Origin of the sequence: Streptomyces sp. BBFR25 (genome assembly GCF_044590125.1) — a bacterium.
GTDB lineage: Bacteria > Actinomycetota > Actinomycetes > Streptomycetales > Streptomycetaceae > Streptomyces > Streptomyces canus_D.
Window position 1 is genome coordinate 4,681,845 of the sequence record NZ_CP172447.1, and the last position, 26,842, is coordinate 4,708,686.

Consider the following 26,842-nt stretch of genomic DNA (forward strand, 5'->3'; position numbering starts at 1 on the left):
CCCTTGCCGTTGCCGCCGCGGCCTCAGAACAGCTCGATCTCGGCGTGCGGGAAGCGGGAGGCGAGTCCGGTGGCGTCGACGGGGCGGGATTCGAGAATCTGGACGCTGCGTACGCCGGGGAGCACGGGCAGCGCATCCCGGCCGAGATCGAAGAATGCCGAGTGGAGTTGCAGCGAAGTCAGCCGTGGCAGCCGGGAGATCTCCGCCCAGTCGGCAGCGGTGGCCCGCTGGCTGGAAAGGCCGAGGTGTTCGAGCGTGCCCCAGTGGGACAGGTCTCGAAGCCCGGTGGCCTTGGTGGCTTCCCGGCCGAGGTAGAGGTGACGCAGGGGCGCGCCCGTCGGGAGGGAGTCCGTCAGGCGGGCGCCCGGCAGCTGCTGCCGGATGATCAGTTTTCGCAGCGAGTCCAGTTCGTTCAGCCCCGCCAGATCGGTGCTGCCGTAGACCGTGAGGCTTTCGAGCCGCAGCGCGGTGAGCCGCCCCAAGCCCCGTGCCGACGGGCACTCGCGCAGGGTGAGGTGGCGCAGGGAGCCGAAGCCCAGCAGGGGGTCCAGGTCGGTCAGCTCCGGGTTGTAGGCCACGAGGAGTTCCTGGAGCGTGTCCGGCTCCGGTACACACGCCAGGACGTCGGTCATCGCGTGCGGGCCGTCGAGCCGGAGCTGGTTCCATGGCCGCATCTCGGCGACCGCACTCCGCTGGGCCGGGTTCTGACAGGTCAGGAACAGCCCCGTCCGGTCCAGGTGATCCAGTACTTCCGTGGCGTACCGCCGCGTCTCGAACCTCTCCCAGGTGCCTACCAACTGCCGGCGCACCGTGAGTGAGGGATGCTCCCGGAACCGGCGCAGTACCGCCAGAGCCCCGTTCGGTTCGCTCTCGGCCAGCAGCGAGGCCGCGACGGTCACCCGGTGGGCCTGCGCGTCCGTCAGCCCCTCAGGACCCGGCAGCAGTTCCAGCACCAGGGCCCCTGCCTGTGCCAGTGCCCGCGCGTCCTCCAGCGATCTCGGCGGAATCAACGCCCCCGCCCGAGCCTCCACCTCCGCCCGCACCGCCGGGTCCAGGGCGGTGGCGTGCTCCAGGCAGGCCAGGGCCAGCAGGGTCAGCCGAGGGGTGTCCTCCGCCAGCAGGCGCCGCAGCAGGACCGCCCGCTCACCGGGCCGGGCGTGGGCCACCGCCATGCGGATGACGTCCTCCCACTGCGTGTCGCCCGCGCGCCCCGCGAGGACGTCGAGGTGGCCCTCCTCGACCGCGTACCGCGCGCCCAGGTAGTCCTGGAAGGTGCGGTGGACGAAGTCCAGTGACCCCTCGTCGGGGCGCCGCAGCAGCCCGCTGCGCAGGACCAGCGCCCGCAGGACCGTCGCCGCGTCGCCCTGCCCCGCCGCCGAGGCCACCGACGGCAGCGCGCGCTCCACGATGCCCTCGGCGGTCTCCACCGCCATCTCCGTGCGCCCGCTCAGCACCAGCGCGTACGCCAGCCGCTGGAGCAGCTCCAGCTGGGCCTCCTCGCTCAGCTCCACCGCCTCCATGCCCCGCTCCCGGTCCCGGCGGGCCAGCAGCATCGTGAGGGCGGCGTCGTACAAATCCTTGCGGCCGGTGGGGAGGTAGCCGCGGCGCTCCCGGTGCAGGGCGCAGATCAGGCCGCACATCAGCGGGTTGGTGGCGAGCCGGGCCAGGTCGCGTTTGGTGCGCAGGGAGTCCAGCAGCCGCGTCTCGAACTCGGGCGCTTCTGCGGCCGCGTGCCAGCGCCGTACGAAGGTCGTCACGTCGTCCTGGCGCATCGGGGCCAGGGTCAGCTCCCGGAAGCCCTCGGCGGCCAGCCAGTCGGCGCGTACGGCGGTGGGGCGGGAGGTGAGCAGCCAGCGGTTGCCGGGGAAGGCGCGGATCAGTGCGAGGAGCCAGTCGCGGGTGCGGCGCCGTTCGGCGGCCGGGATCTCGTCCAGGCCGTCGACGAGGACCAGGCCCCGGCCGGCGCCCAGCACCCGTTCCGCCCAGCCCTCCGGAGGAGTGAGCGGGCAGCCCACGGCGGTGAGGAAGGCGGCGGGGGAGGGCAGCGCGCCCGCACGAGTCAGTGTGCGCAGCGGCAGCACGTACGGGACCCGGTCCCCGTCCCGCGCCGCGGTCACCGCGAGCCACTGCACCAGGGTCGTCTTGCCGGAGCCCGCGTCGCCGCGCAGCAGTACGCGCTCGTGAGCGGTGAGCGCGGTCTCGGCGGGGAGGCGGACGGTTTGTTCCGGTTCGGCGGGGTCCCCGGGGAGCGGGGACCGCTCCTCCTCCGCGGTCGCCTCCAGGCTCAGATACGCGACCTCCAGCGGCCACCGGTCGGGCGAGTCGCGCAGGTCGATGCCGTAGATGGTGAGGTGGTTGTGGCGGTCGGCGACGTACGGCAGGTAGCGGCGTTCGAACGCCGTGTCCCGGGCGTCCGGGCGGGGGACGCGAGCCATCAGCTCGTCGACCCGCGCGATCAGATCCGCCTGCGTGCGCGACTGCTCCACCAGCGTCCGCGCGAGGAACGTGGATCGCCGGGTGAAGAACTCCAGGACGTGCAGGCAGGCCCACTCGGTCACCGAGTCGAGGAAGTAACGGGCGTCGGTGGAGAGACCGTCGCCGGAACCGGACGCCTGCCGCCGCAGCCGCGCGGCCAGTTCGCCGTGCCCCAGCCGCACCGCCTGGACGTCGTCCATGTCCAGGTCGCCGAGGGCCAGCAGACGGGCCGCCAGGGCAGCGGTGACCGCCTCTGTCTCGTCGGGCGGGAAGGGCCGCTCGCCCGGGGAGTCCACGGCCGCCGCCACCAGCTTCCCGGCGAGCCCCCGCACCTCCTTCTCGCCCAGCGTGCGCCGCTCGCCCCGGAAGGACACCAGGCGGTCCAGCCGGACCGGCCGGTCGACCAGTCCGGCGCCGGGGCCGCCCGTGACGAACAGCTTCTTCACCAGCGGGGCGACCAGACTGGACGCCAACTTCCCACCCAGAACCGCCGGTTCCATGCGCCACCCCCGTGGTCGTTCGACCAGGGGAGCCTACCGGGTGGCGTCAGGACAGCTGACCGTCGTAGTCCGGGAGCTTGAACGTCCGCTCGGCGTGGCCGCCCGACAGGTCGGTCGCGCTGTTGCCGATGTTCGCGATGATCGTGTAGCCCTTGGCCTCGATCTCGGCGCGCTGTTCGGTCTTGTACTCGGCGACGTCCCTGAACAGGTCCAGGAAGCCGCGGACGTGCAGTCCGGAGGACTCGTACCCGGCGTGGGCGAGGTTCCACTCGGTGGGCGCCTCGATGATGCCGGGGCGGGCGGTCACGAAGAACAGGGCGACGCCGTGCTCCTGGGCGTACTCGGCGGCCTCCAGGACCGGCCGGTTGGCGGGCTGCGGGTAGCTGAAGCCGAAGTCGGTCTCCAGGGAGGTGTTGTCGATGTCGAGGACGATCGCCTGCTTCTCGCCGGGCGCGGAGTCGGCGATCCGCTCCTTCAGGTACGGCAGCGCCGCGGCCATCACGGCCCGGCAGTCCCGCTGCCAGGTGTCGTAGTCGACGTCGGCGGCCGCGGCGGCCGTGACCGGCGCGGGCCGCGTCTTGGCCGGGGCGGCGACGGACGGCGTGACGGTCGCGGTGAGCGCCGCCGCGACCACGGCGGCCGTGCCCGCGGCACGCCACCAGGTGCGCCGAGTCTGTCCGGTCTGTCCGGTCTGGTCGGTCATGGGGGGTGGGGTCCTCTCATGCCTGCGCGGATGCCTGACGGCAAAGTTGTCGCGTGCATGCTCGCCCCAGCAAGTGGCCGGACGGCAACGATTGGGTTACTGGGGAGTAGTAGGCCGCCCGGCCTGCGGTTACGCCGTGATCTCCACCCCGTCCGGCACGTTCCGCACCCGCGGCAGCCGGGGATTGACCCGCAGCACCCGCAGCCGGGGGAAGCCGGTCAGCCACGAGACGTCCGTGTCGGGCAGCTCCGCGTTCAGCCACAGGTGGGTCAGCTGGTCGGGGAGCAGTCCCGCGAGCAGTTCCTCGGCCCGCATCACCCCGGCCACCTGGATGCGCGGACGCCCGCCGAGTTCGCGCAGGGCCGCCAGCTCGGCGGTGTCGGAGACCGGGAAGTAGAGGCCGTCCGGGTCCAGGTGGGCGATGATCTCCTGGGCGTACCGCTCGGTGTCGAAGTGCCGCCAGCCCCGGGCCAGTTCGGTGCGCACCGGCAGGGCGGCGCGGGTGCGCAGCCGGACCAGGTAGTCGATGGCCGCGTCGTCCTGGACGCGGGTCGCGGTGTAGGCGAGCAGCAGGGCCTGCCGGTCGTCGGGGACCTGCCCCGGGTCGGGCAGCAGCTCCAGGACGATGGGGCCGACCCAGCCGAGCCCCCGGGCGGCCAGCTCCGTCGTCGGACGCACCAGGTTCTTCGTGCGGTCGTGGACGAGGCGCTGGACGGCCGGGTCGAGTTCGGTGACGTGGTCCAGGCAGGCCGCGGCCATCAGCCGCCGGTGGTTGATCTGCGGGCGGCGCAGTCCGGGCGCGGGCGCCAGCAGCCGTTCCAGGAACTGGGCGCACTCCTCGGGGCGGGCGTGGGCGGCGGCCATGCGGATCACCTCCTCCCACTCCGACTGGTGGGCGTGGTCCACCAGCGTGGGGAAGCGGCCGCGGGCCACGATCTCCTTGGCGGCCAGGTAGTCCTGGAAGGTGCGGTGGACGAAGTCGACCGACTCGCCCGACCGTTCGCGCAGCAGGCCCGTGCGGTGCAGCAGGTGCCGGAAGATCTTCGCGCCGTCCCCCTGCGCGCGGGCGGCGGGCATCGCGGGCAGCGCGGCGTCCAGGATGCCGACCGCCCGCTCGCGGGGCAGCTCGGAGGCGTCCTCCTCCAGCATGGCGTGGGCCAGCTTCTGCAACAGCCGTTCCCTGGTGCTCTGCTGGAGGCGCACGTCGTCGGCGTACAGCACGTCCCGCTCGGGGTCGCGGCGCTGGAGCAGCATCTCCAGGGCCGCGTCGTACAGCTCCTTGCGGCCGCTGGGCAGGGAACCGGCGCGATCCCGGTTGAGGGCGCATATCAGCCCGCACATCAGGGGGTTGGTGGCGAGCTGGCGCAGCTCGCGGTAGATCCGCACGGAGTGCAGCAGCCGCTGCTCGTACTCGTCCAGCGTGCTGCGCTCGCGCTCCCGTTCCCGCGGCCCCGCGGAGCGGCTCTGCTCGTCGAGGCGGGCCGCCGAGTGCCAGTCCCGGATGAACCGGGTGACCTGGTCCCGGGACATGGGCGCCAGCGACAGCTCGACGAAGTCCTCCTCGGCCAGTCCGCCCCCCGACAGCCAGCCCTCCGACACCGCGGAGGGCCGGGAGGTGACCAGGCAGCCGTTGCCGGAGAAGACGCGCAGCAGCCGGCGGAGCCGGTCGCGCAGCTCGCGGCGCGTCTTCTCCGGTGCCTCGTCGATGCCGTCGACCAGCAGCAGCGCCCGGCCCGCGAGCAGGGTGCGCACCACCCAGCCCTCGGGTGCCCGGGCGGCGAGCGGGTGGCGGACCGCGTGCAGGAAGTCGTCCGGGGCCGGGAAGCCCTCGCGGGCGAAACTGCGTACCGGGAGGACGAAGGGGACCCGGGTGCCCTCGCGGGCGGCGGCCACGGCCAGCCACTGCACCAGGGTCGTCTTGCCCGAGCCGGCGCCGCCGCGCAGCAGGACCCGTTCGTGGTCCACCAGGGCGCGGTCCGCGAGCAGCACGGTGCGCCGCTCGTCGTCGGCGCCGCTCACGCCGCCGCTGCGTTCCTCCGCCTCCAGGCTCAGGTAGGTCTCCTCCAGCGGCCAACGGTCGGGCGCGTTGGGGAAGTCCACGCCGACGATGGTCAGCCAGCCGTGCTGCAGGGCCACCCACTCGGCGTACTCGGCCTCGAACACCACGTCCTCCTGCGGCCGTTCGGCCTGCCGTGCCGCCACCTCGGCGTCGCCCTGGTCGACCAGCTGGGCGATCCGGCTCGCCCGTCCCGGCAGTTGCCGCTGGAGGTAGGCGGAGCGCCGCACCAGGTGGTGCAGGACGTGCAGGCACACCGAGACCAGCAGCGCGTCGTGGAACCAGGCCGCGTCCGGCGACAGTTCCCGGTCCGCGCCCTGCACCGCGCCCCGCAGCCGCCGCGCGTAGTCCTGCGGCCCCAGCCGTACGGCGTCGGCGTCGGTGACGTCGACCTCGGCGATGGCGAGCAGGGTGCGGGCCAGGACGTCGACGACCGGGGCCAGCTCGGCGGTGGGCGCGGCGTGCCGCTCGGCGGCGAGGTGCACCAGGTCGGCGGCGGTGCGGTGGACGTCGTCCGGCGTGGCCGTGGCCGTGGCGCCGCGCCAGGTGACGAGGCCGGGGACCGGCTCGGAGAACACCGGTGGCCGGGCGGGGTCGCGGAAGAGCCGGTGGACGAGGGGGGCGGCGAGACGGGAGGGCGTGCGGACGACGGCATCCATGAAGGCGGGTTACCCCTGGCGGTCGGCGGACGGGAAGGTGAGAGACACCCCGGGCGGCACTTCGCGGGCCACGGCCGGGTCCAGCTCCGTGTACACGGTGACCGTCCGGAGGGAGGGGAACGCGGACAGCCAGGACAGCCCCTCCACGGGATGCGGCGCGTCCATGGACAGGTCGCGCAGACGCTCGGGAACGATCAGTTCGGTCAGATCCTCGACGCGGTAGGGGGCCTGGACGTGGATCCGTTCCCAGCCACCGAGCGAGCGCAGCGTACGCAGGTCCTCGACCGAGTGCGCGTCGACGACGTGCTGCGCGGGAAGGTGGGCGAGGATCTCGCGGGCGTACTGGTCCCGGTCGAACGCGTGCCACGCGGCGGCCAGCAGTCCACCGACGAACGAGTCCGGGTGGTCCCGGAACCGGGTCAGGAACTGCAATGCGGCCTCGCTGCCCACGCTGACCGCCGTCTGCACCACCAGCGCCGCGGTCTCCTCGTCGATTCCGTCAGGTCCCGGCAGCAGCCCCAGCACCAGATCGCCGCCCGCCCGCGCCACCTCCTGCGCCGCCTTGAAGCCGGCCGGCGGAACGTGCGTCGCCAGTCCCTCCTCCACGCGCTTGCGCGTCCCCGGCTCCACCTCCGCCGCGTACTGCAGCCCGGCCGCCGCCAGCAGCGTCCCGCGCGGCGTCTCCAGTTCCGTCAGCCGACGCAGCATCTGCTCGGCCTCCTTGGGCCGGGCATGGGCGAGGGCGAGCAGGATCACGTCGTCCCACTCGTCCAGGTGGGCGTGGTTGACCAGCAGGTCGAAGTCCATCTCCTGTACGGCCAGCCGGGCGCCGAGATAGTCCTGGAAGGTGCGGTGCAGGAAGTCCACCCGGCCCTCGGCGGGCTCGCGCAGCAGCCCGGAGCGCAGCAGCAGCGCCCGGTAGACCTCCTCCCCACCGGCGTCGGCCAGGTTCAGCGCGGGCAGCGCCCGGTCCACGATGCCGAGCGCCTCGTGCCGGTCCATCTCCTGCCGGCTGTTCCGGATCAGCCACCATGCCAGTCTCTGCAGCAGCTGCACCTGCGTGGCGTACGCGAGGTGCACCCCGTCGAAGCCGTGCAGCTCCCGCTCCCGGTCCCGGCGTTCCAGGAGCATGGTCAGGGCGGCCTCGTAGAGCGACCTGCGGTCCTGGGGCAGGAAACCGCGCCGGTCGCGGTGGAGGGCGCACAGCATGCCGCACATGAGCGGGTTGGTGGCCAGCCCGTTCAGCTCCGAGGTGCCCCGCACGGCGGCCAGCAGGGACTCCCCGACGGACGGGGCCACCTCGGCCGCCCGGTGCCAGCGCCGTACGAAGGTGGCGACGCCGTCGCGTCCCATCGGGGCGAGCACCAGTTCGTGGAAGCCCTCGGCGGCCAGCCAGTCCTCCGGTACGGCCGAGGGCCGGGAGGTGACCAGCCACAGGTTCCCGGGGAAGGCCCGCACCAGCTCGCGCAGCCAGCGCCGGGCGGCGGCACGGCGGTCCTGGGCGATCTCGTCGATGCCGTCCACCAGCAGCACCCCGCGCCGGGCCCGCAGCACGCGCTCCACCCACCCCGGCGGCTGCTCCCCGGCGACGGGGCAGCCGACCGCGCGCAGGAAGTCGCCGGGGAAGGGCAGCTCGGCCCCCGGCCGCACAATCCGGCGCATGGGCAGCACGAACGGCACCCGCCCGATGAGGTGGGTCAGCCCGTGGTCGTAGACCCGGCTCGCCGCCGTGACGGCCAGCCACTGCACGAGGGTGGTCTTGCCGGACCCGGCGACACCGCGCAGGAAGACCTGGTCGTGGTCGGCGAGTACCTGCTCGGCGGCGACGGCCCGGGACGCTCCGTCCCGTCCCGCCTGCGGCCGGGTCGCCTCCAGGCTCAGGTACGCCGTGTCCAGCGGCCACTCGCGGGTCCCGGCGTCCAGGCCGTAGATGGTGAGCGTGCCGTACCGGGCGGCGACGTGGTCCGCGTAGCGCTCCTCGAACCCGGCGTCCTCGGCCGACTGGGACGGAAGCCGCTCCAGCAGGACGTCCACGGCCTGCACCAGCCGGGACAGCTGCCGCGTCTGGACGGTCTGCTGGCGGGCGACGTAGGTGGAGCGCTGGGTGAGGAAGTTCAGGATGTGCAGCGAGGCGGTGTGCAGCAGCCGCTCGTACAGCAGCGTGCCGCCCTCGCCCAGCCCGTACGGGGCCAGCGGCACGCCCGCGCCCAGCTCGCGGGCGAAGCGCTCGGGGCCGAGCCCGACGGCCTCGTAGTCCTCGACGGTGATCTCGCCGAGCCGGGTGAGCGTGCGGGCCAGGGCGTCCTTGACGGCCGTCGCCTCGGCGGCGTCGGCGGGCTCCTCGCCGGGCCCCGCCGCGGCCAGCGCCCGGCGGACCAGCTCCCCGGCGATCTTGTCGACGTCCTTGGGCGTGACGTTCCGCTTCTCGCCCCGGAAGGACACCAGGGCCGATATCCGCACCGGACGGTCCACCAGTCCTGCTCCCGGCCCGTCCCGGACGAAGAGCCGGCGGACGAGCGGCGCGACCGCGCTGGACGCGACACGGGCCCCGAGTGCTGTGACGTCGACCATGCTCCGAGCCTAGGTGAACGCCCTTGTGCGGGGGGCGGGTTAACCCGGACGGGAGTAGCCCCCGTCACATTCACCGCCCCTTCGATCATGGCGGCCGGTGATGTGCCGCACAGGCCGATCGGGGTGTACTACGGGGAATAGTGGCCGCCACAAGAACTACGAAAACGGACATACCGGAGCAGGTGACGGGGAGCTTTCCGGGGCTCTGAGCTGGTTTTGTCCAAAATGGCCGCTCTGGCGTGACTCATGAAGTTTCACGCTGAAGTACTAAATAACGTCGTAGGTCACACCTTTGTGCGGTTCGGGGTCTCCGGGTTACCAAGGTTGAGCCCGCCCGGTGAGCGCCTGGTGCGTCCCGCCGGTGGGCATTCCTCTGCACCCGTCCCCATGAGGTTCGAATGTTTCCGCGTGTCACGTCCCGTTCTTCCCGTACGACCATCCGCACCCGCGCCGCGGTGATGGCCGCCGGCCTCGGAGCCTCGGTCGCACTGGGAGCCGGGGTCGCGGCCGCCACCGGCACCACGGCGGCCTCCAGCACCAACGCCGCCGCGAGTGCCGTAGAGGCCCAGGCCGCGGCGCAGGCCAAGGCGGCGAAGGCCGAGAAGGCCGCCGCGAGCGCCAAGAAGAGCACCACCGCCAAGAAGACGGCCACCAAGAAGAAGGCCGCCTCCTGGGTGGACCCGGTCAAGAAGTACGAGCTGAGCGCCAGCTTCGCCCAGAACGGCGGCATGTGGGCGCACAAGCACAGCGGCCAGGACTTCGCCGTGCCGATCGGCACCAACGTCGTCGCCGCCCACGGCGGCACCGTGGTCAAGGCCGGCGGCAACGGCGCCGGTGACGGCCCCGCCTACGGCAACGCGATCGTCATCAAGCACGGCAACGGCACGTACTCCCAGTACGCGCACCTGTCCAAGATCAACGTCAAGATCGGCCAGATCGTGAAGACGGGCCAGTCGATCGCCAAGTCCGGCAACACCGGTAACTCCAGCGGTCCGCACCTGCACTTCGAGATCCGTACGACCCCGAACTACGGCTCGGCCGTCGACCCGGTCGCCTTCCTGCGCGGCAAGGGCGTGACGGTCTAAGGGCCGGGACTACCCGCCCGCCGCTCCCCGGTGGGCCTGGGTCACCAGATCGATGGCGACCTCGAGAACGGCAGCACGCTGTTCCTCGGGGTCGCCTTCGAGGTCCCGGAGCACGAACATCCCGGCGTGCAGCGTGAACAGCGCGGTGACGCTGCGGACCTGGTCGGTCAGCTCCGCCTCCGGGTCCACGAGGATGTCGCGCAGACCGAACATGCGGGTCTTGAACAGCTCGCCGATGCGCAGGTCCCGCACCGTCGCCTGGTTCTCCTGCATGAAGCGGAACAGCGGCGCCGCGCCGGCCAGCGCCTCGCTGTAGCGGCGGATGATCTCCTGCTTCGTCTCCAGGGTGCGCGGCTGCTCCCGCCCCCAGGCGATCAGGCCCTCCAGTGGCCGGGAGAGGTCCTCGAAGATGCTGACGAGGATCTCTTCCTTGGTCTTGAAGTGGTAATAGAGCGCGGCCTTGGTCACATCCAGACGCTCGGCGATCTCGCGCAGGGAGGTCTTCTCGTACCCCTGCTCCGCGAAGAGCCCGAGCGCCACGTCCTGGATGCGCTGGCGGGTGTCCCCGCGGCGTCGCTGCTGCTTGGTGCCGTCCATTGTGCCGCCCATCCTCCTACGCACCTCCTGCCCCGCGCACTTTCCGAAAAACTTACTTGACGCCCGGCTAGTTACGCGTCTACCTTCCCCAGTGTAGTCAGCTTGCCGGTCGGCAAGTAAGTGGCAAGTGGCACAGCGGTAGCTGGGGGAGTAGGAGAGATGGCCGAGAAAACGGCGGCGACGGCCGGGGCCGACGCCGGAAAGCAGCCGAGGAGCGTGCGGGTCGTCCTGCTCGCCCTCATGATCGCGATGATGCTCGCGATGCTCGACAACATGATCATCGGCACCGCGATGCCGACGATCGTGGGTGAACTGGGCGGCCTGGAGCACCTCTCCTGGGTCGTCACCGCCTACACCCTGGCGACCGCGGCCTCCACCCCGCTGTGGGGCAAGCTCGGCGACATGTACGGACGCAAGGGCGTCTTCATGTCCTCGATCGTGATCTTCCTGATCGGCTCGGCGCTCAGCGGCATGGCCCAGGACATGGGCCAGCTCATCGGCTTCCGCGCCGTCCAGGGCCTGGGCGCGGGCGGTCTGATGGTCGGCGTCATGGCGATCATCGGCGATCTGATACCGCCCAGGGAGCGCGGCAAGTACCAGGGCATGATGGCCGCCGTCATGGCGCTGGCGATGATCGGCGGACCGCTGGTCGGCGGCACCATCACCGACCACTGGGGCTGGCGCTGGTCCTTCTACATCAACATCCCGCTCGGCGTGATCGCGCTCGTCGCCATCAGCGCCGTGCTGCACCTGCCGAAGAAGCGCAGCGAGGCCCGGATCGACTATCTGGGCGCCGGGCTGCTGACCGTCGGCATCACGGCCATCGTGCTCGTCACCACCTGGGGCGGCACCGAGTACGCCTGGACCTCCGCACGGATCATGGAGCTGATCGGCATCGGCGTCGCCGCGCTGGTCGGGTTCGTGTTCTGGCAGACCAGGGCCGCCGAGCCGATCGTGCCGCTGCACATCTTCCGCAGCCGCAACTTCACGCTGATGTCCGTCATCGGCTTCATCGTCGGCTTCGTGATGTTCGGCGCCACCCTCTTCCTGCCGCTGTACCAGCAGGCGGTGCAGGGCGCGTCCGCCACCAACTCCGGGCTGCTGCTCCTGCCCATGCTGGGCGCGATGCTCGTCACCTCGATGGTCGCCGGGCGGGTCACCACCAACACCGGCCGCTACAAGATCTTCCCGGTGGCGGGCGGCGCGCTGATGACGGTCGGCCTGTTCCTGCTGTCGACCATGGACACCGACACCAGCCGCTTCACCTCCGGCCTGTACATGGCGGTCGTCGGTCTCGGCATGGGCTGCCTGATGCAGATCACCATGCTGGTGGCGCAGAACAGCGTGGAGATGAAGGACATGGGCGTCGCGTCCTCCTCCACCACCCTCTTCCGCACCCTCGGTTCCTCCTTCGGCGTCGCGATCATGGGCGCGCTGTTCAACAACCGCGTCCAGGACGCCATGGCCGAGCGGGCCCCCTCGGGCGGCTCCCAGGCGACGGAGCAGTCGGCGACACTCACCGCGGACGCACTGGAGGCGCTCCCCGCGGCGGTCCGCGACGCCTACCAGCACGCGGTGTCCTCCGGCACCCACGGCGCGTTCCTGCTCGGCTCCGCGGTGGCCGTCCTCGCGCTGGTCGCGGCGGTCTTCGTCAAGGAGGTCCCGCTCAAGGGCGCGGGACCGAAGGCGGCCGACGCCCCGGCCGACGGCGACGGCGGCGACCCGGCCGCGGCGAAGGCGCCGGTGACCGAGAAGGTCTGACCTCGCGGCGGCCCGCCCGCACCCTCAGCAGGCCCCCGGACGGCTTCGGCCGGCCGGGGGCCTCGTCGTTCACCGGTCACCGCCTGCGCGCGGTGACCAGGGCGAAGGAGAGGTACGCGCCGCGGTCTGCGGTGAGCATGTCGACGACGGCCCGGTCGCTGTCCGCGCTCGCGCCGTCCGTGCCCCGGGCATCCGCCCGGTACGCGGCCCCGGCCCGGGCCCACAGCAGCCAGTCCCGCCAGGCTTCCGGTTGCAGACGTGCGGAGGTGACGTCCACCAGCTCGGTGGTCTCCCACTGGAAGCGCCACCACTCGGCGGTGTGCCAGGCCATCGCCTCCCAGCCCACCACCTCCTTGATGTGCGGCGGAATCGCGCCCAGCTCACGCACCTCCCGCGTGAGAGCGGGTGTCGCCACACCCAACTGCCCACCGGGACGCAGGAACCGGACGAGATACGGCAGATATCCGTCCGCCGTACCGAAGTACTCGAACGCGTCGATGCTGACGATGGCGTCGAAGCCCGCCTCCTCGAACGGCAGCGCGTGCGCCTCCGCCCGCACCGCCTCCACCCGGTCCGCGACCCCCGCCGCGGCGAACCCGGCCGCCGCCTCCTCGGGTGCGATCCACCAGTCGGCCGCGACGACCTCGGCGCCGTACTCACGGGCCAGGAACACCGAGGTCGCCCCCTTCCCGGAGCCGAGGTCGAGAATCCGCATCCCCGGGCGCAGCTCCAGGTCCCGGGCGAGATCCTCCAGCAGCCACAGCGGATGCGGCCCCATGTCGAGGTCCAGCAGCCAGCCGGGGTCGTAGCGGGACGAACGCGGATACCGGTCGGGACGCACGAGCTCGCTCAAGTCGGTCACGACCACGAACCCAAGCGGATCACTCACCCGGGGACAACCCGGTTTCACCGGGTCACCGGCGGACGGGCCTGCCCGCCGGTGACCCGTGCGGCGACGGAGCCCACTTGCCCACGCACTCGAACCACACCGTCTTGCCCCGCCCGTCCGGGTACGGCGTGACACCCCACCGGTCGGTCACCGCAGCGACGATCACCAGCCCCCGCCCGCCCTCGCCCAGCGCGTCGGCAGCCGCTGGAACCGGCAGTTCCGGGCAGTCGTCGGCGACCTCCACCCGTACCGCGCCCGGCAGCAGCAGGAAGCACAGGCGGCAGCGGCGGCCGGGCACATGCCGTACGACGTTGGCGACCAGCTCCGTGAGCGCCAGCTCGGCGGCGTCGGACACCTCGCCCAGCCCGGAGCGCACGAGGTAGAGCCGCAGCACGCGGCGCAGATGGCGGGCCGAGTGCGCGCCCATGGCGAACTCGGCGTGGTACTGGCTGTCAACGTCCGCCGCCCGCGGACCGGTTGCGTGATTCACACCACAACCCTGCGACGCGGTGCGTACGCTCGACTACGCACAGAAACGAACGCCGAGAGGTGTTGCCGTCCGTAGTCCCGGAGTGAGGTGCCGCAGTGGCCAACATCCAGTCCCTCGACCCGACCGCGTCCCCGCTCGACTACTACGGCTGGGAGCTGCGCCGCCAGCGCGAGGCCCACGGCCTCAAGCAGGGCCAGCTCGGCGACATCATCTTCTGCACCGGCTCCCTGGTGGGCCAGATCGAGACCACGAAGAAGGTCCCGACGCGGGACTTCTCCGAACGGGTGGACGCCGCGCTGGGCACGGACGGTCTGTTCTCCCGGCTGATCGGCCTGGTGCTGCGCAGCCAACTTCCCACGTGGTTCCAGCCGTACGCGGAGATGGAGGCGAAGGCGGCGTACATCTCGACGTACCAGGCGCAGCTGGTCTACGGCCTGTTGCAGACGGAGGAGTACGCGAGGGCGGTGCTCGCCACCGGCATGCCGGACGACTTGGAAGGCTTGCTGGCCGCCCGGATGGAACGCCAGCGCATCCTGGAGCGTGAGCGGCCGCCGCTGGCCTGGGTGGTGCTGGACGAGGCGGTGCTGCACAGGCCGATCGGTGGGCATCAGGTCATGCGGCGGCAACTGGCCCGGCTGTTGGAGTTCGCCGGTCACCGCTGGATGCAGGTGCAGGTGCTGCCGAACGAGGCGGGGGCCCATGCCAGCCTCGCCGGTTCTTTCACCGCCATGCGCTTCGACGACGATCCGGACATCATCTACACGGAAGATGTCATCTCCGGTCATATGACGGCCGATCCGGAGACCATCAGGGAAGCCGCGCTCCGTTACGCTCGCTTGCAGGCCGCCGCCCTCTCCGTGGAGGATTCGGCGAGACTGATCATCCGCGTGATGGAGGAACGCTATGGAGACTGCTCCCAGCCCGAGGAACACCCAGTGGCGTAAGTCCAGTTACAGCGGAAACACCGGCGGCGAATGCGTTGAGGTTGCCGACAACTGCCTCCCCGGCGCCGTCCCCGTCCGGGACAGCAAGAATCCGGCCGGTCCGGTCGTCACCGTCGGCGCCGATGCCTGGCAGTCCTTCGTCGACGGCCTGCGGTAGGCGCACCGCCCGTTACTGCTCACCCCGCGCCGCCTGCCGGGCGAGGAACTCCTCGAACGCGGCCTTCTGCTTCGGGTCCATGAAGCCCTGGCGGACGTTGCGGGCCCGCTCCTCCAGCCAGTGCGCCTCGGCGGGGTCGAGCAGTTCCGCGACCACCACGCCGTGGCGGGCCACCGCCGTACGCCCGCTGACACGGCGCCGGAAGAGCGTGAACGGGCCGAACTCCTCGGGGTGAGCCAGTTCGGGCTCCTCCCCCCGGTCACCCGCCGCGTAGGCGGTGGGCGCCCAGTGCTCCCAGAGCGCCAGCGTCGCCGCGGGGACCAGCACCCCGTGCAGCAGGGGCCGCCCTCCCTCCCACGCGAACGTGACCGTGACCGGCTCACCGACCGTCTCGGCCATCCCCAGCACCCGCTCCACCTCGTCGTTGTCCGGGTAACTGACCTCTGCCTCGATGCGTATGCCCATGGCGCCTCAGGCTACGGGCGCGAGTGGCGCACCATGAACACGTCCACCGGGTCCTCGCTCTCCACCGTGAAACCGTGCCGTTCGTAGAGCCGCCGGGCGGGACTGCCCCGCAGTACGTTCAGCCGGACCAGGACGTCCTCGCGGTCGCACCGCTCCAGCAGCTCGCGCAGCACGGCCGTACCGATGCCGCCGCCCTGCAGCCGCGGGGCCAGATAGAAGTGCTCCAGCCAGTGGGCGTCCTCGGCCGGCCGCAGCGCCACGCACCCGGCGAACGCGCCACCCACCTCGATCACCCGGGTGTGCGCCGGGGCGAACCCGTCCCGCAGCCGCTGCCGCACCCGCCGCGCGTCGTACCGCCCGAGCCGCTCCAGATCCGCCCGCAGCACCAGCGCGCGCAGCTCCGCCACCGCCTCGACGTCCGCCGCCGAGGCCGGTCGCACTTCCCAGTCCGCCATGATCGTCAGACTAGGGCGTGTCCGACGAGTCGTGTGACTGGCGAGCAGTCGGATCGTTCCGGCGACCAGGTACGACAAGAGAGCGTATGTCTGCAACGGCACGGTCACCCTCGCTGCGATCCGGCTCTGGCTTTACTCCTGAGTACCGGGCACCCTCACTCGCCGGGATGGCTGTGGCGCCCGAGCAGGCCAAGTGCCGTCAACACAACGACGCAGAGTGTCATCCAGCCGATGAGCGCGCCGCCGCCGTACAGCACTGCACCAGCTACCGGAGCCCCAGCCTCATGAGAAAGCACCCCCGCCACCACCGCTACCAGCAGCGACGACACGAAGGACAGAAGTGCAAGAAGTACCTGAACGAGAAAAGTCAGCCTCACCAGTCGATCCCTTCACGAAGGTGATCGACCAGTCGGCGGGCAGCCTCAGCTCGACCACCGCTTGCGGATGGCCTGCTGAGGCTCTGCGACGATTAGAGACTCATCGTGCTCATTGCCTGTCGAGATTGAAGCACTGTCCCCCATCGGACACGTCGCCAGTGCTTGTGGCTCTCGAATGAGCAACAGAGAGCTTAGCCGCAGGCATTGACGATGACCAGCACTCAAGTCTGGAAGGTGGGCGGACGGTCCCACACCCACCGGACACGCCCTAGTGTGCTCACCCTTGGGCGAGCAGCCGCTCCACCAGCAGCAGGGCGCCGACCGCGCAGTTGGCCGTGTGCACCAGGCCAACCTGGTCGAGGCCCGCCCCCTGCCCCTGTGACCTCCGGCGCCCGCCGATGTCAGTGCCGCGTGCCACCATCGGCGTATGGACAAGCTGAGGCAGTCGCGGCCGGCGAAGGACGCCATGGACCTGCCAGGAGCGAAAACCACTCGCCGGGGACGGCCCGCGCCAGGACCATGAGCACCGAACCCACGGAAGGGGACGGTGTGGAGCCCACAGAACTGCGCCGCGCGGCCGAGACCGCCCGGACGACCGCTGCGGAGCTGGGCCTGAGGGCCGACGACGTGCGAGTCGTCCACAACTCGGACCGCGTCGCACTGCGCCTGCTCCCGTGCGACGTCCTGGCCCGGGTCGCGCCCGCGGGGCAGGTGGCCGAGGCCGCGTTCGAGGTGGAGGTCGCCCGTCGGCTCGCCGACGCCGAGGCTCCGGTGGGGGAGCTGGACCCCCGGGTCGCGCCCCGGGTCCAGGTGCGGGACGCCTTCGCCGTCTCCCTCTGGACCTACTACGAACCGGTGGGACCGGACATCGCCCCCGCCGACTACGCGGACGTACTCGTGCGGCACCACGCCGCCCTGCGCCGGATCGACGTGGACGCACCGCACTTCACCGACCGGGTGGCCGTGGCGCTGGCAGGGGTGGACGACCGGGAGCGGTCACCCGAGCTGTCCGACTCCGACCGGGAATTCCTCCACGACACACTCGCCGGTCTGAGCGCCGAGATCAGCGCCGACACGGCACGCGACCAGCTGCTGCACGGCGAGCCGCACCCCGGAAACCTCCTGAACACGCGCAGGGGCCCGCTCTTCATCGACCTCGCCACCTGCTGCCGCGGGCCCGTCGAGTTCGACCTCGCCCACGGCCCCGAGGACGCGGCCGAGCACTACCCGGGTGCCGATCCCGCACTGGTCCACCGGTGCCGCGCGCTGAACTGGGCGATGTTCTCCGCCTGGCGCTGGCGTCGGGACGACCAGATGCCCGACCGGGACCACTGGCGGGCGGAGGGACTCGACCGGGTCCGTGCCGCACTCGACCGGATCTGACCACCGAGCCGGGGTGTCACGGCTTCCGGGACGCCCCCTGGGCGGCCTGCCGGGAGGTGTTCCCGGCAGGCGACGGGCCGCCGCTCGACCGGTCCGGCAGCATCGGGTAGCTCCCCGTGTTGGTCGGTGCGTGCTCCGGCAGCCACAGGACGGCGACCGCGCCCTCGGCCGGTACGTGCGCGGGGGCGCCGGCCGGGCGGACGTTGCGGAAGGTGAGCCGGGCTCCCAGGACGCGGGCCTGGCCCGCCGCGATGGTCAGTCCGAGTCCGTGCCCGCGCCCGGCCCGGTCCGTGCTGCCGGTGCGGAACCGGCTCGGTCCCTCGGCCAGCAGGTCTTCGGGGAAACCCGGCCCGTGGTCGCGGACCCGGATGACCCGTCCCTCGACGCTCACCTCGACGGGCGAGCGGCCGTGCCGGGCGGCGTTGGCGAGGAGGTTGAACAGCACGCGCTCCAGACGGCGCGGGTCGGTGGTGACCTCGGACTCGTGGATCACCCGCACCTCGACGGCCGGGTCCTTGGCCGCCACCCGCCGGGTCACGAAGTCGCCCAGCATGATGTCCTGCAACTCGGCCCGCTCGGACGCCCCGTCGAGCCGCGCCACCTCCAGGACGTCCTCGACGAGCGTGCGCATCGCCTTCGCCCGGTCCAGGACCAGCTCGGTCGGGCGGCCCGGCGGCAGCAGTTCGGCGGCCGTGAGCAGACCGGTCACCGGGGTGCGCAGTTCGTGCGCGATGTCCGCGGTGACCCGGCGCTCGGCCTCGATGCGCTGCTGCAAGGCGTCCGCCATCGCGTCCACGGCGCGCGCCACGTCGTCCGTCTCGTCCCGCACGACCCCGCCGATGGCCTCCCGTACCCGGACGTCGGTCCCGCCGTTGGCCACCTCGTTCGCGGCGGCGGCGGCCTTGCGCAGCCGGCGCGAGAGCTGACCGCCGATGAGCACGCCCAGCGCGCTGCCGCCGAGGACGACCGCGATGGAACCGATGACCAGCGCCTGGTCCAGGTCGCTGAGGATGTCCGCGCTGCGGTCGGTGAAACCGGAGTGCAGCGACATCACGTGCCCGTCCTTGAGCGGCACGGCCGCCCAGATGTCCGTCACACCGTTCGCCCGCTCGGAGACGTACGTGGCCCGCCGCCCCGCCTCGACCTTGCGGCGCAGCTCCGGTGGCAGGGCGGGGTCGTCGATCTGGGCGTTGGGGAAGTTCTGCCGCCCGGACAGCTCGTAGTTGCGCTGGGCGATCAGGACCCGGTCGTCGGCGAGGTCACGGGCGTTGTCGAGCATCGACACCCGGGCGGCGTTGTGCACGACCAGGCTCAGCGCGACCGCCACCAGCGCGCCGACCAGCGCGATGGCCGCGCTCAGCTTCCAGCGCAGCCCGGTGCGGATGCCGCGCGCCCGCAGCCCGCGCGCACCGAGGCCCCGCGTACGCCCGCCAGGACCCGCGTGTTCGCCGCTCCCCGCGTGCTCGCCGGGCCCCGTGCGGTCGTACGGGCGCCCCGGCGGCGAGACGCTCCGGCGCTGTCGGAAGAACCCCCGCATATCCCTGTATCCCCGCTCAGGCCTTCAACTTGTAGCCGAAGCCGCGGACCGTCTCGATCCGGTCCTGGCCGATCTTGGTGCGCAGCCGCTGCACGTGCACGTCGACGACCCGGGTGTCCCCGCCCCAGCCGTAGTCCCACACGCGTTCCAGCAGCTTGTCGCGGGAGAGCACGGTGCCCGGCGCGGAGGAGAACTCCAGCAGCAGCCGCATCTCGGTCGGGGTGAGCCCCACCGGCCGCCCGGCCCGGTGCACCTCCATGCCGTCCGTGTCCACCTCAAGGTCGCCGAAGGTGAGCACGCCCCCGGTGTCCCCGGCACCGGTCGCCTCCGCCCGGTCGCCGCCCCCGGCGTGCCCGAAGCGCCGCAGCACCGCCCGGATGCGGGCGACCAGCACGGCCCCGTCGAACGGCTTGGTGACGTAGTCGTCGGCGCCCGCCTCCAGGCCGAGCACCACGTCGATGGAGTCGGCCCGCGCCGACAGCATGATCACCGGCACCGTGGACTCGTCCCGGATCCGGCGGCACAGGCTCACGCCGTCGAGGCCGGGGAGCATGACGTCGAGCAGGGCGATGTCGGGACGGTCGGCCCGGAAGGACTCCAGGCCCGAGAGCCCGTCGGGCATCGCGGTGACCGCGAAGCCGTCCCGCTCCAGGGCGAGCTGGGTGGCCTCGCGGATGACGTCGTCGTCCTCGACGAACAGGACGTGGGTCTGGTCTGCCATCCCGGTGCTCTCAGTCCTCATGGTGTGGTCGGTCGAACGGATCGGTCGCCGGATCCCCTACGGCGCCCCCACCCGGTCATCGGTACGAGCGGCCCGATCGGTTCACGCGGCCCGGCCCGGCGGAGCGGTTCAGCTGTCCGGCTCCGGAGCCGGGGTGGGCGCGTTCCCCGCGGCCTTGCTGTAGTCGTTGTGGGTGCGGTACTCCTCGGTGAACCGGTCCGACGCCCAGCGGTACGTGATCACGTTCTCGCCGGACGGACTCGACACCGGGTCGCCCTTGTCGTACACCTGCTTCGTCACCACCAGGTCGCCGCGGTCGATCTCCGCGTAGACCGGAGGCTCCTCCGCCTTGAACACATTCTGGTACGCGCCGTCCTCCTCGCGGTACACGTAACTGCCCACACCCACCGCGTCACCGCACGTCAGCACGTTGACGACGACGTCTTCCGCCGAGCCGTCCGTCAGCTTCCCGTACGACACGTCGACGGGGTACTCGTCGGCGACGCACGGCTTCAGCTCGCGCTTGACCTCCGGGGACACCTTGGGGTCGGCCTTGACGAGCCGCACCGCGTCGACCCGGTCGGGGGCCTTCGAGGGGGAGGGCGACGCCTTCGCCGCCGGCGCGGGGGACGACGAGGCCGAGCCGCCCACCGTGTCCGCGTGGGCCGGTCCCTCGTCCCGGGCACCGGTGCCGCCGGTCCCGCACCCGGCCAGGGAAACGCCGAGGGCGACGAACACGGCCACCGCCGTACTCGCCGCCTGCGTGGTTCTCCCGGACTCCCCGGGGGTCCGACCGTCGGTCAGGCCGCGCAACGCTCCCGCTCCTCACGCTCCAGCGCCCGTGCGTCCAGATCGCGGGCGACCAGCTCCTCGCGGAGCCGGGCGAGCGCCCGGTGCAGCGTGCTCTTGACCGTTCCCGCCGACATGCCGAGGGCGGCGGCGGTCTCCTCCGTTGACATCTGCTCCCAGTGTCGCAGCACCACGACGCTGCGCTGCTTCGGGGCGAGCACCTTCAGGACGTCCATCAGCAGGGCGCGGTCCGCGTGCTGCTCGGTGGCGTCGTCCATGGGGGACTCGGGGAGCTGCTCGGTCGGCACCTCCTCCAGCTTCCGCGCCCGCCACCACTCGGTCCGGGTGTTGATCATCACCCGGCGCAGGTAGGCGTCCGCGAGCCGCTTGTCCTCGATGGTCTCCCAGCGCCCGTACGTCCGCGCCAGCGCGGTCTGCAACAGGTCCTGGGCGTCGACGGGGTCGGGGACCAGGCGCCTGGCGCTGCGCAGCAGCGCGTCCTGCCGGGTGCGGACGTACTCCTCGAACTCGAGCACCTCGCCCATGTCAACCGCCTTCCGATCCCCGTACTCCGACGGTGGTCACCGTCGGCCCACTGCCTGTGGTCCGTTGTCGTGCCATGCCCTCTGGGCACGCAAACGAAGGTAGGGAAGCGTTGTCACGGCGCTGTGCGTAGCAGCCTGCGGCAAACCCTCGGCTGTCCGTCGGTTGTGTAACGGAGGGACGAACCGGGCAAACAAGCGCACCACTTGATGGTGACATCAGATGATGTGCCCGATATGGGCACCGTCACAGAGATGACGCCGAAGCCGCCGTGTGTCAGCTCATCGGCAGCCGGTACAAGCCGTCCGCCAGCGGCTCCACCAGACCGTCGGCCACCAGGCCGTCCAGGGCGCGGGCGCGCTGGACCGGCTCCTGCCACACCTGGTCGAGGGTCGCCTGCGACACCGGCCCGGCCGCGTCCCGCAGCACCGCGAGCAGCCGCCCGCGCACCTGCCGGTCGGTGCCCGCGTAGGTCTGGCCGCGTCGCGGCGGCCCGTCGTGGGCGGGCTTTCCAGCCAGCCGCCAGGCGCACTGGGCCGCGATCGGGCAGCGGTGGCACGACTCGTTCTTCGCCGTGCAGACCAGCGCGCCCAGCTCCATCGAGGCGGCGGCCCAGCGGGCGGCACTCGCCTGCTCCTCGGGCAGCAGCGCCCGCGCCAGCTTCCGCTCGGCGGCGGTGGTGGCGTTCGGCGGGTACTGCACGCCGGTGACCGCGCGGGCGAAGACCCGGCGGACGTTGGTGTCCAGTACGGCGTGCCGCTGGCCGTAGGCGAAGGAGGCGACCGCCGCGGCCGTGTACTCGCCGATGCCGGGCAGCGCCAGCAGCTGGGCGTGGTCGGACGGTACGTCGCCGCCGTGCCGTTCCGTTATGGCCGCGGCCGCCCCGTGCAGCCGCAGGGCGCGGCGCGGGTAGCCGAGCCGCCCCCAGGCCCGCACGGCCTCGCCGGGCGCCTCGGCGGCGAGGTCGGCGGGGCGCGGCCAGCGGGCCAGCCACTGCTCGTAGACGGGCTGGACGCGGCTGACCGGGGTCTGCTGGAGCATGAACTCGCTGACCATCACACCCCAGGCACCGGCCTCGGGGCGCCGCCACGGCAGATCGCGGGCGTGCTCGTCGAACCAGTCGATGACGGGGGCGTGCAGCGGCACACCGGACGCGGCGGGGTCGGAGGATCCGCCTGGCGAGGGCTTCGTGGGCGCAGTCATGACCCTCCGATCCTGCCACGGGAGGACCTCCGCACGGGAACACCGCCACCCGGTGGCGGCCGGATCACCTGACGATCGTCAGGGGCGCGCGTGGCGCCTGCGCTTGTAGCGTCGACGCCATGCGCCCCGCCTGTCCGACCGAAGATCCCGCCCTCACCGGGGACATCCTCGACGACCCCGCGCGGGGGGAGGCCGGAGCCCGCGGGGGCCGGATCACCTGACGATCGTCAGGGGCGCGCGTGGCGCCTGCGCTTGTAGCGTCGACGCCATGCGCCCCGCCCCTGCGACCGAAGACCCCGCCTCCACCGGGAACGTCCTCGACGACCCCGCGCCGGGGAAGGCCGGACCCCGCGGGGGCCGGATCACCTGACGATCGTCAGGGGCGCGCGTGGCGCCTGCGCTTGTAGCGTCGACGCCATGCGCCCCGCCCCTGCGACCGAAGACCGCGCCTCCACCGGGAACGTCCTCGACGACCCCGCGCCGGGGGAGGCCGGGCCCCGCGGGGGCGGGTCCCCGGAGCGGGTCGGCGCACGGCTGGGGAACGGGGTCCTCCTCTGGGGCGCGCTCGCGCTGCCCGCCCTCACCGCGGACCGCCTCGGCATGAACGAACCGCGCCCCCCGTGGCAGCAGCTGGCCGGTCTGGCGGTGCTCGCCGCCGCCGTCGCCGCCTCCCGACGGCGACCGCTCGCCTCGTACGCCCTGACCGCCGGGCTCGGACTGGCCACCGCACCCGCCCTGTTCAGCGTCTCCTACGGCCCCGCCCTCGGAGTCCTCGCCCTGCTGCTCGGCCTGCGCGCACCGCGGCCGCACCCGGCGGTCGCCGCCTTCGCGGGCGTCGGCGCGGCGGGCGCCGCGCGCATCGCCCTGGCCGGTGCGGACCCGGCGCCCGAAACCTTCGTCCTGACCGGCACCCTGCTCTTCGGCAGCGTCTTCCCCTGGCTGATCGGACGCTACTGGCGGCAGAGCCGGGCGCTCGCCGAGGCCGGCTGGCTCAGGGCGGCCCGGCTGGAGGAGCGGCAACGGCACGCCGAGGAGCGGGCCAGACTGCGCGAACGGTCCCGCATCGCCCAGGACATGCACGACTCGCTGGGCCACGAGCTGAGCCTGCTCGCCCTGCGCGCGGGTGCCCTCCAGGTCGCCCCCGGGCTCACCGCCGAGCACCGCGCCGCCGCGGCCGACCTGCGGACCGCGGCCGCCGACGCCACCGACCACCTGCACCGCATCATCGGCGTCCTGCGCGAGGACGACGAACCCGTCCCGCTCGCCCCGGCGGGCGAGAGCGTCGAGGAACTCGTCGCCCGGGCCGCCGAGTCGGGGCTCCCCGTGCGCTGGGATCCCCGGAACACCGCACCCCTCGGCCCGGAACCCGGCTCCCTCGGCGAACGGCTGCTGCACCGCATCGTGCGCGAGGCACTGACCAACGCGGCCCGGCACGCTCCGGGCGCCCCCGTCCTCGTGTCGGTCACCGGGCAGCCGTCCGGCACGACGGTCACCGTCACCAACGACCGGCCCACCGGGCCGGGTTCCCGCTCGGCGGGCGGCGGCACGGGCCTGCTGGGGCTGCGCGCCGCCGTGGCCTCGGTCGGCGGCGACTTCCGGGCGGGCCCGCACGGGGCGGGCTTCCGCGTCCGGGCGCACGTCCCGGCCGGGCGGCCCGGAGCCGTCCCCCGGGCCGCTCCCGGCGCCCCGGCCGCCCCGTTCGCACCGGCCGCCCCGTTCACCCGCGCCCGCCGTCGGATCGCCCTCGGCCTGGGCGCCGCGGCCGGTGCGGGACTCGTCCTGGTCGGCGCGGCGTTCGCCTGGTACGCGTACACCGAGACCCGCTCGGTGCTCACCCCGAGCGCCTACGCGCACCTGCGCCCGGGCACGCCGTACGAGGAGGTCGCCGCCGTGCTGCCGGACCGGGAGGCCCACGACCCGCCGACCGACCGCGCCCCGGCGCCGCCGAAGGGCGCCGACTGCCGCTACTACCGGGCCGGAGGCGAACTCCTCGCCTCCGTCGACCACTTCCGCCTCTGCTTCGACGCGCGGGGGAGCCTGGTCGCCAAGGACGTCGTGCCCGGCGCCGGACGACTCGGGAACGACGAAGGGACCGCACGGTGATCCGGGTACTGCTGGCCGACGACGAGGCCATGGTGCGGGCCGGGGTGCGTGCCATCCTGGCGAGCGGCGGCGAGAGCGAGGTCGTCGTCGAGGCGGGCGACGGCCGCGAAGCGGTCGAACTGGCCCTGGCGCACCGCCCCGACGTGGCCCTGCTGGACATCCGCATGCCCCGCCTGGACGGCATCGCCGCGGCGGCCGAGATCCTGCGGGTCGCCCCGCGGACCGCGGTCGCCATGCTCACCACCTTCTCCGAGCAGGCCTACGTCAGCCGCGCCCTGTCCGCCGGCGCCACCGGCTTCCTGCTCAAGTCCGGCGACCCCTACGAACTGATGGCCGGGGTACGGGCCGTCGCCGAGGGAGCCGCCTTCCTCTCCCCGAAGGTCGCCCGCTACGTCGTCGAGGACCTCGGCCGGGGCGCCGGTGGCGGACGCCTCGCCCGCGAGGAGCGCGCCCGGCTGCGCGTGGGACGGCTGAGTCCCCGGGAGCGCGAGGTCCTCGGCCTGGTGGGGGCGGGACTGTCCAACCCGGAGATCGCCGCCCGGCTGCACCTGGTCGAGGGCACCGTGAAGGCGTACGTCAGCGCGGTCCTGGACCGGCTGGAGGTGCGCAACCGGGTACAGGCGGCGATCGTCGCGTACGAGGCGGGCCTGGTCGAGACGGACGTCTGAGCGGGGACCGTGGGCGGGTCAACGGCGCCGGTGCGCGGGGGCGTACGGGGCCGCGGGCACGACGGCGGCCGGCCCCGGCCCGCTCAACCACCGTGCCACGGCAGCCTCGGACCCCCGCATCGCCCCGGCCAGCCGCGTCACCGCGCCCGTGCCCAGCCGCACGGCCACCACGGCGACGACGGCGCCCAGCAGCAGACCGGCGGCGACGTCGTGCGGGTAGTGGACGCCGACGAAGACCCGGGAGAAGGCCATCAGCAGGGCGAGCGGCGCCGTCAGCAGGACCAGCGCACGCCGGACCAGCAGCAGGGCGACGGCCGAAGCCCCCGCGATCGTCGCGTGATTGCTGGGGAAGGACCAGTCGCCGGTCGGCGGACACTCCGCCAGGGACGCCGCCGCCCCGGGGACCGCCCGGCACGGACGTTCCTCCGTGAAACCGGACTTGAGCAGCTCACTGCACACATAGGCCAAAGCCGTGGCCAGAGGTGCAAGGACCGCTATGGCGAACGCTCGGGTGTCGCCGCGCCGCGCACGCCACCACGCCAGGACGAACAGCGCGCCGAAGACCAGGATCCCCGCCTCGGTCCACACCTCCATCGCCCCGTGCGTCCACCCCGGGCTGTCCCGGGCGAAGCCGGTGATGTCGCGGTACAGCTCGTCGTCTGAGAAAGTCATGCTCACGGACGGTAGGCGGGACCCCGATACGGTCACACCCTGCGATCGACACGTGGTTCTCCTGACGATCGACAGGGGCGGGACCGGTCTCCAGGATGATGATCCGTAAAAGTTGCGGGTCTCAGCGGCGGGTGGGACAAGGGAACGCGCCGATCTCTCGTACAGTTTGCGCCGTGGGATCTCTGCGCAATCCGGTCGGGCCGCTTCCCTCCTCCATCTACTGGCGACGGAGGGCCGTACTGCTGTCTCTTTTCGCCCTGTTGGCGCTGTTGATCACGTGGGTCGTGGTCTCCGGCGGCGGAGGCGGCGGCAAGGGCCGGGACGACGGGGCCAACGGCAAGAACCCGGCACCGTCGATCACTCCGGGCCCCTCGGGCTCCGGCCCCGCGATCAGCCAGGCACCGGGCGGCCGCGACGAGTCGGGTGACTCCAACGGCTCCGGCTCCGGCTCGAGTTCCGGAGGCGACGGCTCGGGCGACGGTTCCACTTCCGGTTCCGGCGGCGGGTCGGGCGACGACGGCGACGGATCGGGCAGCGCCGGAGGCGGCGGGGGCGGCGCGCTGACCGGCGTCGGCGCGGGCGACGCACTGCCGGCCGGGTCGGCCCTGCCCAACTGCACGCCGGGCGCCGTGAAGTTGAGCCTGCGCAGCATCCGCAACAGCTACTCGCCCGGGCAGACCCCCGCCTTCGAACTGACCGCGCGGAACACCTCGGGCAGCGACTGCAAGGTCGATCTCGGCCCGGAACACGCGGTGTTCACGATCACCCCGGCCGACGGCGACGACGCCTACTGGGCCTCCGACGACTGCGTCAAGGGCACGGGCAGCCTGCGCTACCGGGTCGCCGCGGGCAGCGGCATCACCTACACCACCAAGTGGAACCGCAAGCCCAGCGCCCCCGAGTGCGGTACGCCGCCGGCGGGTTCGGCCAAGGCGGGCACCTACCTGGTCGAGGCCAAGGCGCCCGGCTTCGAAAAGCTTCAGACGTCCTTCGTCCTGAAGAACGACTGACGCGGAGACGCCCGCCCGACGCCCCCTCG

Annotated in this window: 25 protein-coding genes; 8 read left to right on the forward strand and 17 right to left on the reverse strand. The window is 72.7% G+C overall.

All coding sequences use genetic code 11. The annotated features are described in order from the left end of the window. Positions 1–23: 23 nt before the first annotated feature. From ACGH52_RS21370 to ACGH52_RS21385, 4 genes are all read right to left on the reverse strand, one after another. Positions 24–2,975 carry an NACHT domain-containing protein gene (locus ACGH52_RS21370; protein ID WP_399941520.1) on the reverse strand — a complete coding sequence of 984 codons (2,952 nt, stop codon included), beginning with the start codon at positions 2,973–2,975 and terminating at the stop codon, positions 24–26. A gap of 46 nt (positions 2,976–3,021) precedes the next feature. Next, on the reverse strand, positions 3,022–3,678 hold the full coding sequence (locus tag ACGH52_RS21375; protein ID WP_399941522.1) for an HAD family acid phosphatase: 657 nt from the start codon (positions 3,676–3,678) through the stop codon (positions 3,022–3,024). Positions 3,679–3,807: 129 nt separating this feature from the next. Then, a complete protein-coding gene (locus ACGH52_RS21380) occupies positions 3,808–6,393 on the reverse strand; it encodes an NACHT domain-containing protein (protein ID WP_399941525.1) in 2,586 nt (861 codons plus the stop codon). Positions 6,394–6,402: 9 nt separating this feature from the next. Further along, a complete protein-coding gene (locus ACGH52_RS21385; RefSeq protein ID WP_399941527.1) occupies positions 6,403–8,964 on the reverse strand; it encodes an NACHT domain-containing protein in 2,562 nt (853 codons plus the stop codon). Positions 8,965–9,362: 398 nt separating this feature from the next. Between ACGH52_RS21385 and ACGH52_RS21390 the strand changes: the two genes are divergently transcribed. Then, positions 9,363–10,049 (forward strand): M23 family metallopeptidase, encoded by a 687-nt coding sequence (locus ACGH52_RS21390; protein ID WP_399941530.1) that lies wholly within the window; start codon positions 9,363–9,365, stop codon positions 10,047–10,049. 9 nt (positions 10,050–10,058) lie between these two features. On the opposite strand, the gene ACGH52_RS21395 is transcribed toward ACGH52_RS21390, so the two are convergent. Beyond that, complete coding sequence (locus tag ACGH52_RS21395) at positions 10,059–10,658, reverse strand: TetR/AcrR family transcriptional regulator (RefSeq protein WP_171987240.1); 600 nt, start codon at positions 10,656–10,658, stop codon at positions 10,059–10,061. Positions 10,659–10,805: 147 nt separating this feature from the next. Between ACGH52_RS21395 and ACGH52_RS21400 the strand changes: the two genes are divergently transcribed. Continuing rightward, positions 10,806–12,407, forward strand: coding sequence for an MDR family MFS transporter (locus ACGH52_RS21400; RefSeq protein WP_121701986.1), 1,602 nt, complete (start codon positions 10,806–10,808; stop codon positions 12,405–12,407). Positions 12,408–12,483: 76 nt separating this feature from the next. Here ACGH52_RS21400 and ACGH52_RS21405 read toward each other — a convergent pair whose 3' ends face one another. Both ACGH52_RS21405 and ACGH52_RS21410 read right to left on the reverse strand, forming a co-directional pair. Next, a complete protein-coding gene (locus ACGH52_RS21405; protein WP_399941533.1) occupies positions 12,484–13,269 on the reverse strand; it encodes an SAM-dependent methyltransferase in 786 nt (261 codons plus the stop codon). Positions 13,270–13,321: 52 nt separating this feature from the next. Beyond that, positions 13,322–13,723: an ATP-binding protein gene (locus ACGH52_RS21410; RefSeq protein WP_399946829.1), complete on the reverse strand. Its 402-nt coding sequence runs from the start codon at positions 13,721–13,723 to the stop codon at positions 13,322–13,324. Between the two features lie 158 nt (positions 13,724–13,881). On the opposite strand from ACGH52_RS21410, the gene ACGH52_RS21415 reads away from it, so the two are divergent. After that, positions 13,882–14,730, forward strand: a complete 849-nt coding sequence (locus ACGH52_RS21415; protein WP_399941536.1) for a helix-turn-helix transcriptional regulator — start codon at positions 13,882–13,884, stop codon at positions 14,728–14,730. Further along, positions 14,690–14,887 (forward strand): DUF397 domain-containing protein, encoded by a 198-nt coding sequence (locus ACGH52_RS21420; RefSeq protein WP_121701969.1) that lies wholly within the window; start codon positions 14,690–14,692, stop codon positions 14,885–14,887. Before ACGH52_RS21415 ends, ACGH52_RS21420 begins: the two co-directional genes overlap by 41 nt. A gap of 12 nt (positions 14,888–14,899) precedes the next feature. On the opposite strand, the gene ACGH52_RS21425 is transcribed toward ACGH52_RS21420, so the two are convergent. From ACGH52_RS21425 to ACGH52_RS21440, 4 genes are all read right to left on the reverse strand, one after another. Then, positions 14,900–15,352, reverse strand: a complete 453-nt coding sequence (locus tag ACGH52_RS21425) for a hypothetical protein (protein ID WP_059302179.1) — start codon at positions 15,350–15,352, stop codon at positions 14,900–14,902. An 11-nt stretch (positions 15,353–15,363) separates the two neighbouring features. Then, positions 15,364–15,807, reverse strand: a complete 444-nt coding sequence (locus tag ACGH52_RS21430) for a GNAT family N-acetyltransferase (protein WP_399941539.1) — start codon at positions 15,805–15,807, stop codon at positions 15,364–15,366. Between the two features lie 155 nt (positions 15,808–15,962). Further along, the gene (locus tag ACGH52_RS21435) at positions 15,963–16,184 is read right to left on the reverse strand and encodes a hypothetical protein (protein WP_121701967.1); all 222 of its coding nucleotides are present in this window, start codon (positions 16,182–16,184) and stop codon (positions 15,963–15,965) included. 277 nt (positions 16,185–16,461) lie between these two features. Next, positions 16,462–16,605, reverse strand: a complete 144-nt coding sequence (locus tag ACGH52_RS21440) for a hypothetical protein (protein WP_399941542.1) — start codon at positions 16,603–16,605, stop codon at positions 16,462–16,464. A 128-nt stretch (positions 16,606–16,733) separates the two neighbouring features. On the opposite strand from ACGH52_RS21440, the gene ACGH52_RS21445 reads away from it, so the two are divergent. Then, a complete protein-coding gene (locus ACGH52_RS21445; RefSeq protein ID WP_121701972.1) occupies positions 16,734–17,567 on the forward strand; it encodes a phosphotransferase in 834 nt (277 codons plus the stop codon). A 16-nt stretch (positions 17,568–17,583) separates the two neighbouring features. Here the strand turns inward: ACGH52_RS21445 and cseC are convergent, their stop codons facing one another. From cseC to ACGH52_RS21470, 5 genes are all read right to left on the reverse strand, one after another. After that, the gene (cseC, locus tag ACGH52_RS21450) at positions 17,584–19,104 is read right to left on the reverse strand and encodes a two-component system sensor histidine kinase CseC (protein ID WP_399941545.1); all 1,521 of its coding nucleotides are present in this window, start codon (positions 19,102–19,104) and stop codon (positions 17,584–17,586) included. 16 nt (positions 19,105–19,120) lie between these two features. After that, positions 19,121–19,825 (reverse strand): two-component system response regulator CseB, encoded by a 705-nt coding sequence (gene cseB / locus ACGH52_RS21455; RefSeq protein ID WP_121701965.1) that lies wholly within the window; start codon positions 19,823–19,825, stop codon positions 19,121–19,123. Between the two features lie 129 nt (positions 19,826–19,954). Then, positions 19,955–20,638: a hypothetical protein gene (locus ACGH52_RS21460; protein WP_193777597.1), complete on the reverse strand. Its 684-nt coding sequence runs from the start codon at positions 20,636–20,638 to the stop codon at positions 19,955–19,957. After that, a complete protein-coding gene (locus ACGH52_RS21465) occupies positions 20,626–21,159 on the reverse strand; it encodes a SigE family RNA polymerase sigma factor (protein WP_003975479.1) in 534 nt (177 codons plus the stop codon). Before ACGH52_RS21465 ends, ACGH52_RS21460 begins: the two co-directional genes overlap by 13 nt. 274 nt (positions 21,160–21,433) lie before the next feature. Beyond that, positions 21,434–22,360 carry an A/G-specific adenine glycosylase gene (locus tag ACGH52_RS21470; RefSeq protein ID WP_076974899.1) on the reverse strand — a complete coding sequence of 309 codons (927 nt, stop codon included), beginning with the start codon at positions 22,358–22,360 and terminating at the stop codon, positions 21,434–21,436. A 417-nt stretch (positions 22,361–22,777) separates the two neighbouring features. Here ACGH52_RS21470 and ACGH52_RS21475 point away from each other — a divergent pair, with 417 nt between their 5' ends. Both ACGH52_RS21475 and ACGH52_RS21480 read left to right on the forward strand, forming a co-directional pair. Next, entirely contained in the window at positions 22,778–24,463 is a 1,686-nt protein-coding gene (locus ACGH52_RS21475) for a sensor histidine kinase (RefSeq protein ID WP_399941550.1), read from the forward strand. After that, the gene (locus ACGH52_RS21480; RefSeq protein WP_059302187.1) at positions 24,460–25,131 is read left to right on the forward strand and encodes a response regulator transcription factor; all 672 of its coding nucleotides are present in this window, start codon (positions 24,460–24,462) and stop codon (positions 25,129–25,131) included. The genes ACGH52_RS21475 and ACGH52_RS21480 overlap by 4 nt, the downstream gene beginning before the upstream one ends. Positions 25,132–25,149: 18 nt before the next feature. On the opposite strand, the gene ACGH52_RS21485 is transcribed toward ACGH52_RS21480, so the two are convergent. Next, positions 25,150–25,803 carry a phosphatase PAP2 family protein gene (locus tag ACGH52_RS21485; RefSeq protein ID WP_193777596.1) on the reverse strand — a complete coding sequence of 218 codons (654 nt, stop codon included), beginning with the start codon at positions 25,801–25,803 and terminating at the stop codon, positions 25,150–25,152. Positions 25,804–25,976: 173 nt separating this feature from the next. Here ACGH52_RS21485 and ACGH52_RS21490 point away from each other — a divergent pair, with 173 nt between their 5' ends. Further along, on the forward strand, positions 25,977–26,813 hold the full coding sequence (locus tag ACGH52_RS21490; RefSeq protein ID WP_399941553.1) for a hypothetical protein: 837 nt from the start codon (positions 25,977–25,979) through the stop codon (positions 26,811–26,813). Positions 26,814–26,842: the final 29 nt, after the last annotated feature.